The 14,528-nt window shown below is 65.1% G+C and carries 10 protein-coding genes; 9 read left to right on the top strand and 1 reads right to left on the bottom strand.

The window, feature by feature from the left end:
- Nucleotide 1 precedes the first annotated feature (1 nt).
- Nucleotides 2-907, bottom strand: a complete 906-nt coding sequence (locus tag EO174_RS03105; RefSeq protein WP_104582515.1) for a ScpA family protein — start codon at nucleotides 905-907, stop codon at nucleotides 2-4.
- A 351-nt stretch (nucleotides 908-1,258) separates the two neighbouring features.
- On the opposite strand from EO174_RS03105, the gene EO174_RS03100 reads away from it, so the two are divergent.
- The 9 genes from EO174_RS03100 (at nucleotide 1,259) to EO174_RS03060 (ending at nucleotide 14,483) form a co-directional block, all read left to right on the top strand.
- Nucleotides 1,259-1,558 (top strand): YciI family protein, encoded by a 300-nt coding sequence (locus tag EO174_RS03100; protein ID WP_104648991.1) that lies wholly within the window; start codon nucleotides 1,259-1,261, stop codon nucleotides 1,556-1,558.
- Entirely contained in the window at nucleotides 1,555-1,824 is a 270-nt protein-coding gene (locus EO174_RS03095) for a BolA family protein (RefSeq protein WP_104582517.1), read from the top strand. The genes EO174_RS03100 and EO174_RS03095 overlap by 4 nt, the downstream gene beginning before the upstream one ends.
- Nucleotides 1,825-2,383: 559 nt before the next feature.
- Nucleotides 2,384-3,406, top strand: coding sequence for a LacI family DNA-binding transcriptional regulator (locus EO174_RS03090; protein WP_104648989.1), 1,023 nt, complete (start codon nucleotides 2,384-2,386; stop codon nucleotides 3,404-3,406).
- Nucleotides 3,407-3,525: 119 nt separating this feature from the next.
- Nucleotides 3,526-6,504: a TonB-dependent receptor gene (locus tag EO174_RS03085; protein ID WP_104582519.1), complete on the top strand. Its 2,979-nt coding sequence runs from the start codon at nucleotides 3,526-3,528 to the stop codon at nucleotides 6,502-6,504.
- A gap of 101 nt (nucleotides 6,505-6,605) precedes the next feature.
- A complete protein-coding gene (locus EO174_RS03080) occupies nucleotides 6,606-8,243 on the top strand; it encodes a glucoamylase family protein (RefSeq protein ID WP_119128704.1) in 1,638 nt (545 codons plus the stop codon).
- Nucleotides 8,244-8,246: 3 nt separating this feature from the next.
- The gene (locus EO174_RS03075; protein WP_126942140.1) at nucleotides 8,247-9,605 is read left to right on the top strand and encodes a sugar ABC transporter substrate-binding protein; all 1,359 of its coding nucleotides are present in this window, start codon (nucleotides 8,247-8,249) and stop codon (nucleotides 9,603-9,605) included.
- Nucleotides 9,602-10,486 carry a sugar ABC transporter permease gene (locus EO174_RS03070; protein ID WP_104567381.1) on the top strand — a complete coding sequence of 295 codons (885 nt, stop codon included), beginning with the start codon at nucleotides 9,602-9,604 and terminating at the stop codon, nucleotides 10,484-10,486. The genes EO174_RS03075 and EO174_RS03070 overlap by 4 nt, the downstream gene beginning before the upstream one ends.
- Nucleotides 10,483-11,319, top strand: a complete 837-nt coding sequence (locus tag EO174_RS03065; RefSeq protein WP_104582522.1) for a carbohydrate ABC transporter permease — start codon at nucleotides 10,483-10,485, stop codon at nucleotides 11,317-11,319. The genes EO174_RS03070 and EO174_RS03065 overlap by 4 nt, the downstream gene beginning before the upstream one ends.
- 26 nt (nucleotides 11,320-11,345) lie before the next feature.
- Nucleotides 11,346-14,483, top strand: a complete 3,138-nt coding sequence (locus EO174_RS03060; protein ID WP_164740060.1) for a discoidin domain-containing protein — start codon at nucleotides 11,346-11,348, stop codon at nucleotides 14,481-14,483.
- Nucleotides 14,484-14,528 lie beyond the last annotated feature (45 nt).

Raw genomic sequence — 14,528 nt, 5'->3', positions numbered from 1 at the left:
TTCAGATAGGTTCGTTGGCGGCATCGCTGTCATCGAATTCGCTGGAGAATTGCAACGGCGCATTGGTGTTGCCCAAGGCCAGCGACTTCACGTAGATCGGCGCCAGCGGCGCTTCCTGCACGATGTCCAGCAATTGCTCCTTGGCCAGTTCGAGCAGCGCCAGGAAGGTGACCAGCACGCCGAGCTTGCCTTCCTCGGCCGTGAACAGCGATTCGAAGCGATAGAACCTGCCATCGTCCAGACGGCTCAGCACATCGCCCATGCGCTGGCGCACACTCAGCGCCTCGCGCTTGATCGCATGGCCGGTGAACAGTTCGGCGCGCTTGAGCACGTCGTACAGCGCCATCAGCATTTCTTTCAGTTCCACCGGCGGCGGCAGCTTGACCGCGGCGCGCTCGGGCAGATGCGCCTGCACCGGCGCACTGTCGCGGCCCATGCGCGGCAGGGTGTCCAGATCCTCGGCGGCCTGCTTGAAGCGTTCGTATTCCTGCAACCGGCGTACCAGCTCGGCGCGCGGATCGTTTTCCTCGCCTTCCTGGCTGGGCGGGCGGGGCAACAGCATGCGCGACTTGATCTCGGCCAGGATCGCGGCCATCACCAGATATTCGGCCGCCAGTTCGAAGCGCAGCTCCTGCATCACGTTGATGTAGGCCACGTACTGCCGGGTGATCTCGGCGACGGGGATGTCCAGGATGTCCAGGTTCTGGCGGCGGATCAGGTATAGCAGCAGGTCCAGCGGACCTTCGAAGGCATCCAGGATGACTTCCAGCGCGTCCGGCGGAATATACAGATCCTGCGGGATCTGCAGCACCGGTTGCCCATGCACCACCGCCAGCGGCATTTCCTGCTGCTGTGGCGGCGCGCTCGTGGCTGGCGGATTCGCGTCGTGCGCGAGTTCGGAATTCATCAGGTCGACATCGGGTCTTACGGTCGCCGGCCGCGGTCTGGGCCGCGCCTGCAGGGCTTTGCCTTGAGTTATTGCAATCAATGTCGTGCCCGTGCCGGCACGATCCTACAAATCCACATACAACGTGCGCCGCGTGGCATGCGGCGACGGGACAGCGAGGAGGTCGTCTACGCGGGTCGGCGGTGGGCAGCGAATCGGTCGTCGAGTGAGGCGTGGGGCCTGGGCCGACGGGCCGCTGCGTCCGATTGCGTGTGCAGTGGTGTCAAGGGTAATGCGTGCGCGGGGCCAGTGTCCAGCGCCGAGGCGGCTAGAATCCCACGGCTGATCTTCAGGTTCTTGGCGAGGTGGTCGATGTGGTACGTAATCGAGGGGTATGACCGGGACGATGCACTGGCGGCGCGGCAGCAGGCGCGACCGGCGCATCTGGCCCGTTTGCAGGCGCTGGCGGCGGCAGGTCGCTTGCTGGTGGCGGGCCCGTGCCCGGCGATCGATGCCGAGGATCCGGGTCCGGCCGGCTTCAGCGGCAGCGTGGTCATCGCCGAATTCGACGCGCTGGACGACGCGCGCGCCTGGGCCGATGCCGATCCGTATGTGGAGGCGGGCGTGTATGTGCGCACCGAGGTCCGCCCGTTCCGCCGGGTGCTGCCATGAGCCGGGTCGAGCGGATCCGCGCCGCGCTGCAGTCGGCCCTTGCGCCGACCGAGCTGGAGGTGGTGGACGACAGCCATCGCCATGCCGGGCATGCCGGTGCGCGCGACGGGCGGGGGCATTTCAATGTGCGCGTGGTCAGCGCCACCTTCGCCGGCAAGCCGCCGTTGGCACGTCACCGCGCGGTCTATGCCGCGGTCGGCGAGATGATGCAGACCGATATCCACGCGCTGTCGATCGAGGCCTTCGCACCAGGCGAGGCGAGGTAACCAGGCCGATCAAGCCGCCGCCGTAGGAGCGCACCCGGGCGCGACGCAGGTTACCGCTAAGGCCCATCGCGCCCGGGTGCGCTCCTACGGGCAGGCATTGCCGGGGTGGACATCCGACAACCGGGCGCAATGGCTGAAGGCTGGCTTTATCGCAGGGGCGCGCCCGAGCGAAACCGCGTCACTGGCAACCCGATTGGCGCTCGCACTCGTAATATCGATACGCCAGGCGAGGCCGAATAACTGAATCCGCCAACTGCGTAGTAGGAGCGCACCCGGGCGCGACGCAGGTTATCGGTAAGGCCCGTCGCGCCCGGGTGCGCTCCTACGGGGTCCATGCGCAGCGGGCCAAACCGCCCCAACCGTGATCGCCGTCGGCCTTCATCCGTGGACATATGAGTAGTATTTGTTGCGTCGCAACACGGTGCTTCACGTATTCATCACTTGCAGATGCTTGATCTGTAAGCGTTTTCAAGGGCGTGAAGACAGGGGTTTACGCCCTTGTATGAAAACGCTTACAGTCCGCGCCAGTTTTGGGACTCGGTCGCGGAGGGCGACACGAATGGCCAAGGGTGCGGTCACCATCAAAGATGTCGCTCGGGAAGCACAGGTCTCCGTCGCAACGGTGTCGCGTGCGCTCAATGGGCACGACAACGTCGCCGGGCCGGTGCGCCAGCTGGTGCAGGACGTGGCCGCACGCTTGCGCTACAGCCCGCATGCGGCGGCGCGCAGCCTGAGCAGCCGGCGCACCCAGACCCTGGGCGTGGTACTGCCCGATCTGTACGGCGAATTCTTTTCCGAGCTGATCCGCGGGATCGACGGCGCGGCGCGTGCTGCCGGCCAGCATCTGCTGGTGTCCAGTTACCACGGCGACCCCGAAGCGCAGGGCAGGGCGTTGCAGTCCATGCGCGGGCGGGTGGATGGCCTGCTGGTGCTGTCGCCGTATGCCGAGCAGCCCGGGTTCCTCACCGACAACCTGCCGCAGGCGCTGCCTACGGTGCTGATCAACGCGCACGTCCCGGGCGACGCCTATCCGGTGCTGAGCATCGACGACCATGCCGGCGCGATGGCGATGACCGAACACCTGCTCTCGGCCGGGCATCGGCGCATCGCCTTCATCGGCGGGCCGGCGCTCAACTTCGATGCGCGCGAACGCCTGCGCGGCTTCCGCGATGCGATTGCCGCACACGGCGACACCGCGCAGGGCATCGAATTTCCTGGCGACTTCGACGAGGCCTCCGGCCACCGTGCCGGGCAGGCGATGCTGGCCGACGGCGCGCTGCCCGACGCGGTATTCGCCGCCAACGACATGACCGCACTGGGCTGCCTGTACGCCTTTGCCCAGGCCGATGTCTCGGTACCCGGCGACGTGGCACTGGCCGGCTTCGACGATATTCCGCTGGCCCGTTTCGTCCATCCGGCGCTGACCACGATGCGGGTCAGCATCGCGCGCCTGGGCGAACAGGCGATGAGCCGGCTGATGCGGCTGGTGGACCAGCCCGGCCACGACGACGGTATCCGCCAACTGCTCACGCCCGAGCTGGTGGTCCGCGCCTCCTGCGGCGCCGGCGAGCCCGGCCTCTGACGTTTCCAACCCCTGACCCTTTCGCGGACGTCCTGTCCGCTCCCGCTGCCCCCCGCAGCGGTCGTTCCTGCAAGCCGCAACGCCACAACAACATTCTGTACCGATCCCTGGAGGGACCAATGCGCCACCACTACCCCCATTCCGCCAGTCCGGCGCGCAAGCTGCTCAGCTGCGCCCTGGCCAGTTGCCTGCTGCTGGGCGCCGCCCCGGCCTTCGCGCAGAGCGCTGCCGCGACGATCCGCGGCCAGGTCACCGTCGACTCGGCACCTGCCAGCCAGGCGCAGGTCACCGCGACCAACCTCGCCACCGGCCTGACCCGCACCGTACAGGTCAGCAACGGCGGCTACTCGCTTGGCGGCCTGCCGCCGGGTTCGTACCGCCTGGACGTCACCGCCAACGGCCAGACCACCTCGCAGAACGTCACCGTGCAGGTCGGCCAGACCGCGACCCTGAACCTGGGCGTCGGCGGCGAACCGGCCACGGCCGAAGGTGGTAACGCCACCACGCTGGACGCGGTGCAGGTCAAGGCGCCGCCGGTACTAGTGGAAACCCGTACCTCCGAGAACGCCACCTACATCTCCAACGTGCAGATCCAGAACCTGCCGCGTGCCACGCGCAACTTCCTGGAACTGGCCGACACCGTGCCGAACGTGCAGTTCACCCGCGATGCCAACGGCACCACCAAGGTCCGTTCGGGCGCCACCTCGGCCGAAGGCACCAACGTCTATATTGACGGCGTCAGCCAGAAGAACTACGTGCTCACCGGCGGCGTCAGCGGCCAGGACTCCAGCCGCGGCAATCCGTTCCCGCAGTCGGCGATCGGCGAATACAAGGTCATCACCTCCAACTACAAGGCCGAGTTCGACCAGGTCAGCGGCGCGGCCATCGTGGCCTCGTCCAAGTCCGGTACCAACGATTTCCACGGCAGCTTCTTCTGGGATACCAGCAACGACAGCTGGCGTGAAGAGAGCCCGCTGGAAAAGCGCGCCGGCGTGCGTGACGACTTCGAGGAAACCCAGTACGGCGCGACCTTCAGCGGCCCGATCCTCAAGGACAAGGCACATTTCTTCGTCGCCTATGAAGCCAAGGAATACACCACCCCGAACGTGGTGATCCCCGGTTCGATCTATTCGGACCGCGTCGATCAGCTGCCTGCGCAGTTGCAGCCGCTGGTCGCCACCTACAGCACGCCGTTCAAGGAAGACCTGTACTTCGCCAAGATCGACTGGACCATCGGCGACAACAGCCTGTTCGAGCTGAGTGGCAAGTACCGCAAGGAAGACGAGCTCAACGACGTCGGCGGCACCTCGACCCTTGAGCACGGCAGCATCAACGGCCAGGAAGAAAAGCGCGCCAACCTGCGTTGGCAGTACAGCGGCGCCAACTTCCTCAACGAGGCCAACCTCAGCTATGAGAGCGCGTTCTGGAACCAGGCGCCGATCAACAACGGCAACGGTTACATCCTCAGCTACACGCCCAACCGCGGCAACGAGACCGATGTGCTTGCCGCAGGCGCCGGCAGCAGCTTCCAGCGCAAGGGGCAGAAGGGCTGGACCTTCCAGGACGACCTGACCTTGAACAGCCTGGAATGGCATGGCGCGCACACCGTCAAGATGGGCGTGAAGTTCAAGAGCATCGATCTGGACTCCACCCAGTTCAACCCGGCCAACCCGCAGTACTACTACAACATCCTCAGCGATGTGGAAACGCCGTACCGGGTGCGCTTCGGTGCGCCGCTGGTCGAAGGTGGCGGCTCGGTGGTGTCCGAGAACAAGCAGTACGGCATCTATCTGCAGGACGACTGGGAGGTCAACGAGCACTGGACCCTGAACCTGGGCGTGCGCTACGACTACGAAGAAACCCCGGCATTCCTGGACTTCGTCACCCCGTCCGACGTCGCCGGTGCCTTGCAGAACTGGACCAACCTGCGCAACGCCAACTACGACATCAACAACTTCATCAGCACCGGCAACAACCGCAAGGCGTTCAAGAATGCCTGGCAGCCGCGCCTGGGTGCCTCCTATGACCTGTTCGGCGATCAGGCCCACGTGATCTACGGCGGTGCCGGCCGCGCCTACGACCGCAACATCTTCGACTACCTGGCGCTCGAGCAGCTCAACAACTCGTTCAATTCCTACAGCTACTACTTCACCAGCGCCAACAACCAGGCCTGCCTGGGCGACCCATGCACGGCATGGAATCCGGCCTACGGCACGCAGGAAGGGCTGAACACCCTGACCGGCAGCAGCACCGGCGGCGGCGGTCGCGAGGTCTACCTGATCGACAACAACATCAAGACCCCGTACTCGGACCAGTTCAGCATCGGCATGCGCAACATGGTGCCGCTGTGGGGCCAGGACTGGTTCACCGACGTGACCCTGAGCCGTATCGAAAGCCATGACGGCTTCGCGTTCGTGCGCGGCAACCGCCTGCCGGACGGTTCCTTCTTCCAGCCGGGCACCACCTCCGGCTCGCCGACCGACGGCCCGGACGGCTACAGCGCCATCGTGCTCGGGACCAACGGCGTGGAAACCCGCAACAACCAGCTCGCCCTGCAGGTCGAAAAGCCGTTCGACGAGGAATCGGGCTGGGGCCTGACCGTGGCCTACACCTATTCCGATGCCAAGGAAAACCGCCAGTTCGGCGAGCACTACGCACTGGATCGCGAACGCATCGAGGACTATGGCTGGCGCGAGGCCGGCGGCATTCCGAAGAACCGCCTGGTGGTCACCGGCATCTACGAGCTGCCCTACGAGGTCAAACTGTCCGGCAAGCTGTCGCTGGCCAGCCAGACCGCGCGTTACGGGCAGAATTGCCTGGCCGGCAACGACCAGTGCTACATCGTCCAGTTCAAGCCGGACGGCACGCTGGGCTACAAGGAGTTCAGCATCGCCGCCAATAAAGAATGGGATACCGGCGGCGGTGTCAAATTCAACGTGCGTGCGGATATCCTCAACGTGTTCAATTGGGTGAACTACGCCAACTTTAACGGCGAGACCGGGACACTGGGAGACTTGAACACGGCTTACGGCACCCCGACCGGTGTGCTGGCGTCGCCGATGCGTACCTTCCGTCTGGCCTTCGGCCTGAACTGGTGAGGTACCCGACCGCCCCGGCAGTTGCCGGGGCGGTCGAACTCGGCGCTTGGATAGGGTAGGTTGGCGTGCGAGATGTAATCGATTACACGAGTGGGGGGCGGATGAACAGGGGCAGGACTTCGTATTGGTTGACGATTCCACTATTGCTGGGCGTGCTGGTGCTGGCGTCCTGCAAACAGGCAGAGGAGCCCAAGGTGGCCGAAAAGAAGGCACCGGTGAAAGTCATCCTGGTGGAAGCACAGCTGCCACCCAAGCCGGTCAAACCGGCGCTTCCGCCGCTGTTCTCGGACATCGAGCGTCGCACCTTCCAGTTTTTCTGGGACACCACCAACGAACTCAATGGGTTGTCGCCGGACCGGTTTCCGTCGCGCCCGTTCGCCAGCATTGCCTCGGTGGGGTTCGCGCTGACCGCGTATCCGATCGGGATCGAGAATGGCTGGGTCAGTCGCAATCAGGCGATCGACCGCACCTTGACCACACTGAAATTCTTCCGCGATGCGCCGATGGGGCCGCAGCGGACCGGTAGGGCCGGGTACAAGGGCTTCTACTACCACTTTCTGGACATGCAGCAGGGCAACCGCTACGACAGCTGGGTCGAGCTGTCGAGCGTGGATACCGCGCTGCTGATGATGGGCGTGCTGTTCACCCAGTCGTACTACGACGGCGACGACCCGCGCGAAAAGGAGATCCGCCAGATCGCCGATACGCTGTACAAGCGCGTGGACTGGCGCTGGCTGCAGCAACGCGCACCGCTGATCTCGATGGGCTGGTTCCCCGAGAGCGGCTTCATCGACCACGACTGGATGGGCTACAACGAGGCGATGATGCTGTACATCCTCGCGCTCGGCTCGCCGACCCACGGCGTGGATGTGGATGCGTGGACCAGCTGGACCCGCACCTACAACAACGACTGGGGCGTCTACCAGGGCCAGGAATACCTGTCCTTCGGCCCGCTGTTCGGTCACCAATACAGCCATGTCTGGATCGATTTCCGCGATATCCAGGACCAGTACATGCGCGAACGCGGCATCGACTATTTCCTCAACAGCCGCCGCGCCACCCTGGCCCAGCGCGACTACGCCATCGACAACCCGATGAAGTGGAAGGACTACGGCGAGAACGTCTGGGGTCTGACCGCCGGCGACGGCCCGCAGAACACCAGCCAGGAATACCGTGGCGAGCAGCGCCAGTTCCGCCATTACTCCTCGCGTGGCGCCGGCCTGCGCGAGAATTTCGACGACGGCACCATCGTGCCGTCGGCGGCGATTTCCTCGATCGTGTTCGCCCCGGAAGTGGTGATCCCGGCCACCGAGGAGATGCACAAGCGCTATGGCGACTTCCTGTACTCGAGCTACGGCTTTCTGGATTCGTTCAATCCCAGCTTCAACTACGACATCCCGCTCAAGACCGGGCGCATGGTGCCGGACCGCGGCTGGGTGGCCAGCGACTACATCGCCATCGACCAGGGCCCGATCCTGGCGATGATCGCCAATTACCAGAACGAATTCGTCTGGACCGTGATGAAGAAGAACCCCTACATCCGGGCCGGTCTGGAACGCGCTGGCTTCACCGGCGGCTGGCTCACCCCCGAAGGCGAGCCGCAGCCGGCGCCGCAGAAGGACGAGCAGAAGGCCGCCGCGCGTTCGCTGGGCATGGCCGAGTCGCGTGCCGCCGCTGCCCAGGCCCAGCAAGACCCCTCGCAACGCCAAAACTCCACGCAACGCCCCAAACCCGAGTAATCCGTGCGCCTTTTGAAACTGTTGATACTGTCCGCGACACTCTGTCTGGGTGTGGCCGGATGCGAACGCTCCGATCCAGGCAAGACCACCGTGCGCTTCTGGGCCATGGGCAAGGAGGCCGAAGTGGTCGCCGAGCTGGTGACCGACTTCGAGAAGCAGAACCCGGGCATCCACGTGGATGTGCAGAACATCCCGATGACGGCGGCGCACGAAAAGCTGCTGACCGCCTTTGCCGCAGACGGCTTGCCGGACGTGTGCCAGCTCGGCAACACCTGGCTGCCGGAGTTCGCCCTGCTGGACACGCTGGAACCGATGCAGCCGTACGTGGCGCGTTCCAGGATCGTCGACCCGCAGGATTATTTCCCCGGCGTGTGGGACACCAACCTGGTCGACGGCACCTTGTATGGCGTGCCGTGGTACGTGGACACCCGGCTGCTGTTCTATCGCAAGGACCTGCTGCGCGATGCCGGCTACAGCCAGATGCCCAAGACCTGGACCGAGATGGAACAGGTGATGGCGGCGATCAAGCGCAAGGTCGGCCCGGACCGCTACGCCATCCTGATGCCGCTCAACGAGTTCGAGCAGCAGCTGTCGTTCGCACTGCAGCAGGACGACCGCCTGCTGCGTGACCACGACAACTACGGCAACTTCCGCGGCGAAGGCTTCCGCAAGGCGCTGGGCTTCTACGACACCATGTACCAGAAGGGCTGGGCGCCGAAGGTCTCCGAGACCCAGGTCTCCAATGTCTGGTACGAGTTCTTCAACGGCTATTACGCGTTCTACCTGTCCGGCCCATGGAACGTGCGCGAGTTCAAGCTGCGCCAGCCGCCGGGCATGGAAGGCAAGTGGGGCACCGCGCCGCTGCCGGGGCCCAATGGCCTGGGCGCGGGCATCGCCGGTGGTTCCAGCCTGGTGATCTTCAAGTCGTCACAGCACAAGGACGCCAGCTGGAAGCTGATCGAATACCTGTCGCAGCCGCAGGTGCAGGCGCGCTTCCACGCCATCATTGGCGACCTGCCGCCGCGTCGCAGCACCTGGAAGTTGCCCTCGCTGGCCAACGACGAACTGGCGCATGCCTTCGGCGACCAGCTGGAGCGGGTCAAGGCCACGCCCAAGGTGCTGGAGTGGGAGCGCATCGTGCAGGAAATGCGCCTGGTGACCGAGCGCGTGGTGCGTGGCGGCCAATCACACGAGGCCGCCGTGCAGGAGCTGGATAAACGCGTGGACGAGATTCTGGCCAAGCGCCGCTGGATCTTTGAACAGGAGGGTGGGCATGTCGGTCCGGCCGGTGAATCAGCAATGCCTGCGGCGGCACCCGCCGCAGCGCCAGCGCCGGCAGCAGGCAAGGGAGCGGCACGATGATGAAGCGTAATTCCGTCGCCGGCTGGGTGTTCGCCGCCCCGTCGATCCTGGTGCTGGGCATGTTCTTCGGCGTGCCGGTGTTCGCCGCGCTGGTGCTCAGCGTCACCGACTTCGACCTGTATGCATTGGCCGACAGCAGCCACCTGCGCTTCGTCGGCCTGGGCAACTACATCGACCTGCTGCAGACGCCGCTGTTCTGGAAGTCGTTGTGGAACACCACGTACTTCGTGCTGCTCGGCGTGCCGATGTCGATCGGCGTGTCGCTGGGCGCCGCGTTGCTGCTCAACGCCAAGGCCTCGCGCTTCAAGGCCCTGTTCCGCACCGCCTTGTTCGCACCGGTGGTGACCACGCTGGTGGCGGTGGCGGTGATCTGGCGCTATCTGTTCCACATCAAATACGGCCTGGTGAACTTCGGCCTGAGCCATCTGGGCATCGCCCCGATCGACTGGCTGGGCGATCCGCGCTGGGCGATGCCGACCATCATGCTGTTCGCGGTGTGGAAGAACTTCGGCTACAACATGGTGATCTTCCTGGCCGGCCTGCAGGCGATCCCGCAGGACCTGTACGAGGCCGCGCGCATCGATGGCGCCTCGCGCTGGAAGCAGTTCCTGCATATCACCCTGCCGATGCTCGGCCCGGTGCTGATGGTGGTCGGGGTGATCACCATTTCCGGCTATTTCCAGCTGTTCGCCGAACCCTATGTGATGACCCGCGGCGACCCATTGCAGAGCACCGTGAGCGTGCTGTACTTCATGTTCGAGGAAGGCTTCAAGTGGTGGAACCTCGGCCGCGCGTCGGCGGTGGCGTTCCTGCTGTTCCTGATCATCCTGGCGGTGACCACCGTGATGCTGCGCTTTGGCCGCAAGAGGGATTTGATATGAGTCGTGATGTCGGTCAATCGCGCTGGAATGCCGTGCTGATCAACGGTGGCCTGCTGATGCTGGCGCTGGTCAGCCTGGCGCCGCTGCTGTGGATGCTGTCGGTGTCGTTCATGCCCACCGGCGAGGCCAGCCGCTTCCCGCCGCCGATGCTGCCCTCGGCCTTCACCACTGCCAACTACCACGAGCTGTTTGCGCGCACCGGCATGGCGCGCAATTTCGCCAACAGCCTGATGGTGTCCGGGCTGATCACGCTCGGCTCGCTGCTAATCAACACCATGGCCGGCTATGCGTTCGCCAAGCTGCAATTCGTCGGCCGCGAGCGCATCTTCAAGATCCTGATGGCCGCGCTGGTGATCCCTGCGCAGGTGGCGATGCTGCCGCTGTTCCTGTTGATGAAGCAGCTGCATCTGGTCAACAACATCGGCGGGGTGGTGGTGCCGGCATTGGCGACGGTGTTCGGCATCTTCCTGGTGCGCCAGTACGCGCGCAGCATTCCCGACGAGCTGATCGAAGCCGCCCGCATCGACGGTGCCAGCGAGATGCGGATCTTCTTCCAGATCGTGCTGCCGATGCTCAAGCCGGTGCTGGTCACCTTGACCATCTTCACCTTCATGGGCTCGTGGAACGACTTCATGTGGCCGCTGATCGTGCTGACCGACCAGGAGCAATACACCTTGCCGGTGGCATTGGCGGCGCTGTCGCGCGAGCACATCATGGACGTGGAGCTGATGATGGCCGGCGCGGTGGTGACGGTGATTCCGGTGCTGCTATTGTTCGTGGCGCTGCAGCGTTACTACATCCAAGGTCTTCTGCTGGGGAGTGTGAAGGGGTGAAACCAGTGTTCCTGCGACTGTGTGCCATGACCGCTGTTGCGACGTTTGCGGGCACGGCGCAGGCGCAGGAGCGCGTGCTCGACGGCTTCAACGACATCGGCGCCTGGCGCCTGGTGGTGTCCAACCAGGTCAGCGGTTCGCTGCGGCCGGTAGCCACCAGTTCCGGCGGCCACGCCCTGTGCCTTGACTACAACTTCAATGGCGTGTCCGGCTATGTCGGCATCCGCCGCAACCTGCCGATCACCTATCCGGACAATTACCGCATCGGCTTTTCGCTGCGCGGTGATTCGCCGTCCAACGACCTGCAGGTCAAGCTGATCGATGCCAGCGGCGACAACGTGTGGTGGGTCAACCGGCCCGGCTTCAACTTCCCGAAGAACTGGACCACCGTCGGCTATCGCAAGCGCAACATCGAAAAGGCCTGGGGCCCAGGCCAGGACAAGCAACTGCGCAGCAGCGCAGATGTCGAGTTCACCATCTACAACAAGGTCGGCGGCAAGGGCACGGTGTGCTTCGACCGTCTGACGCTCACGCCGCTGCCGCCGGAAGACACCTCGCCGTTGAAGGCCGAGGCCATCACCGACACCGCGCCCGCGCTGGAACAACGCCTGGCCGACGGCAAGCCGGAGACCTTCTGGCTCAGTGGCGCGGTCAAGCAGCAGACCGTCACGCTGGATCTGGGCAAGGTGCGCGAATTCGGCGGCGCGGTGGTGCAGTGGGTTCCTGGCTTGCAGGCCTCGCAATACGTGGTGCGCGCGTCCAGCGACGGGCGCGGCTGGCGTGATCTGCGCACCGTCACCGCCGGTGCCGGCGGCACCGACTGGCTGGCCTTGCCCGATACCGAGGCACGTTACCTGCGCTTCGATCTCAAGGACGGCCCCAACTGGCGCTACGGCATCAAGGAAGTCCAGCTGCAGCCGCTGGCCTTCGCCGCCACACCGAACGATTTCATCAAATCGCTGGCCGCGCAGGCGCCGCGCGGCAGCTATCCACGCGGTTTCTCCGGCGAGCAGCCGTACTGGACCATCCTGGGCCTGGATGGTGGTACCGAGCAGGGCCTGATCGGCGAGGACGGCGCGGTGGAAGTGGGCAAGGGCGGCTTCAGTATCGAGCCGTTCGTGGTCACCGGCGGCAAGCTGCTGCATTGGTCCGACGTCAGCAGCGAGCAGAGCCTGCAGGACGACTATCTGCCGATTCCCAGCGTCGACTGGCATCACGACCTGATGAACCTGCGCGTCACCGCGTTCGTGCAGGGCACGCCCGATCAGGCGCAACTGGTCGCGCGCTATCAGCTGCACAATACCGGCAAGGACGCGCGTGAGTTCACCCTGGCCTTGGCGGTGCGTCCGTTCCAGGTCAATCCGCCGACCCAGTTCCTCAACACCCTGGGCGGTGTCAGCCGGATCGACCAGCTGGCGGTGCAGGGCGCACAGGTCAGCGTCAACGGCAAGCCGCGCGTATTCGCCGCGCAACCTCCGGATGCCGGCTTTGCCAGTGCCTTCGACAGTGGCATGGACGTCAGCCATCTCACCGCCGCCACGCCGGCGGCGATCACCCAGGTCAAGGACGAGACCGGCCTGGCCTCGGGCGTGCTGCTGTATCGCTGGAAGCTGGAGCCTGGTCAACGGCGCGAGGTGGCGCTGGTGATTCCGCAGACCGGCACCGCGCAGCTGCCGGCCGGCTTCGATGCCGACAAGGCACAACAGCAGGTGGCCCAGCAGTGGCGCAGCAAGCTCGATCGCGTGCGCATCAGCGTGCCGGCCGAAGGCAAGCCGGTGATCGACACCTTGCGCACCGCGCTGGCGCATATGCTGATCTCGCGCATCGGCCCGCGTCTGCAGCCGGGGACGCGTTCCTACTCGCGCAGCTGGATCCGCGACGGCGCAATGATTTCCGAAGGCCTGCTGCGACTCGGCCGCGAGGACGTGGTGCGCGAATACGTCGACTGGTTTGCGCCATACCAGTTCGCCGACGGCATGGTGCCGTGCTGCGTGGACGACCGCGGCAGCGACCCGGTGCCGGAGAACGACAGCCACGGCGAGCTGATCTTCAACATCGCCGAGTATTACCGCTACACCGGCGACAAGGCATTCCTGGAAAGGATGTGGCCGCACGTGACCGCTGCGTACGACTACATGGAAACGCTGCGTGCCAGCGAGCGCACCGAAGACAACTTCATGCGCAACCCGGCCTTCTACGGAATGATGCCGGTGTCGATCAGCCACGAAGGCTATTCGGCCAAGCCGGTGCATTCGTACTGGGACAACTTCTGGGCGCTGCGCGGCTACAAGGACGCGGTGATGCTGGCCGGCGCGCTCGACAAGCCCGACGAGGTCGCCCGCTTCAGCACTGCACGCGACGAATTCAGTGGCGACCTGATCGCCTCGCTGGGTGCGACGGTGCGCCAGCACTCCCTGGATTTCCTGCCCGGCTCGGCCGAGCTGGGCGACTTCGATGCGACCTCGACCACCATCGCACTGGCACCGGGGGGCGAGCAGCAACGCCTGCCGCAGGACTTGTTGAGCAATACCTTCGAGCGCTACTGGAAGGAGTTTTCCGACCGCCGCGACGGCAAGCGCGAATGGAAGGACTACACACCCTACGAATGGCGCAACGTGGCCGCATTCGTGCGCCAGGGCTGGCGCGAACGCGCCTGGGATGCCACCGCGTTCTTCTTCAAGGACCGCGCGCCGCAACCCTGGAACCAGTGGGCCGAGGTGGTCTCGCGTACGCCGCGTACGCCGTTCTTCGTCGGCGACCTGCCGCATGCCTGGGTCGCCTCGGATTTCGTGCGCTCGGTGCTGGACATGTTCGCCTACGGGCGCGAATCCGACGCCAGCCTGGTCATCGCTGCCGGCACGCCGACGCGCTGGTTCGAGGGCAAGGGCATCGGCATCGCCGAATTGCGCACCCCGTATGGGCGCCTCAATTACACCTTGCAGCGCACCGACAAACAGCTGGTGCTGCAACTGCAGCCGGGGCTGATCCTGCCGCCGGGCGGGGTGGTGTTGCCATGGCCGTACCAGGGCACGCCGGGTAAGGCCAGCATCAATGGCGAATCGGCCGAGTGGCAGAACGGCGAATTGCGGATTCAACAGCTGCCGGCCAACGTGCAGATCGATGTGCCCAGCGCGGTGCGGCGGGCCGAGCGCGCCACGCAATGACTGACACACCCCGACCGGCCTGGGCAGCGCCGGCGCGGCGACGTG

Source organism: Xanthomonas sp. BRIP62418, assembly GCF_003993495.1.
Lineage (GTDB): Bacteria > Pseudomonadota > Gammaproteobacteria > Xanthomonadales > Xanthomonadaceae > Xanthomonas > Xanthomonas euroxanthea.
The sequence above is the reverse complement of the archived record's forward strand: the minus strand, read 5'-3'. Positions and strand labels throughout refer to the sequence as shown.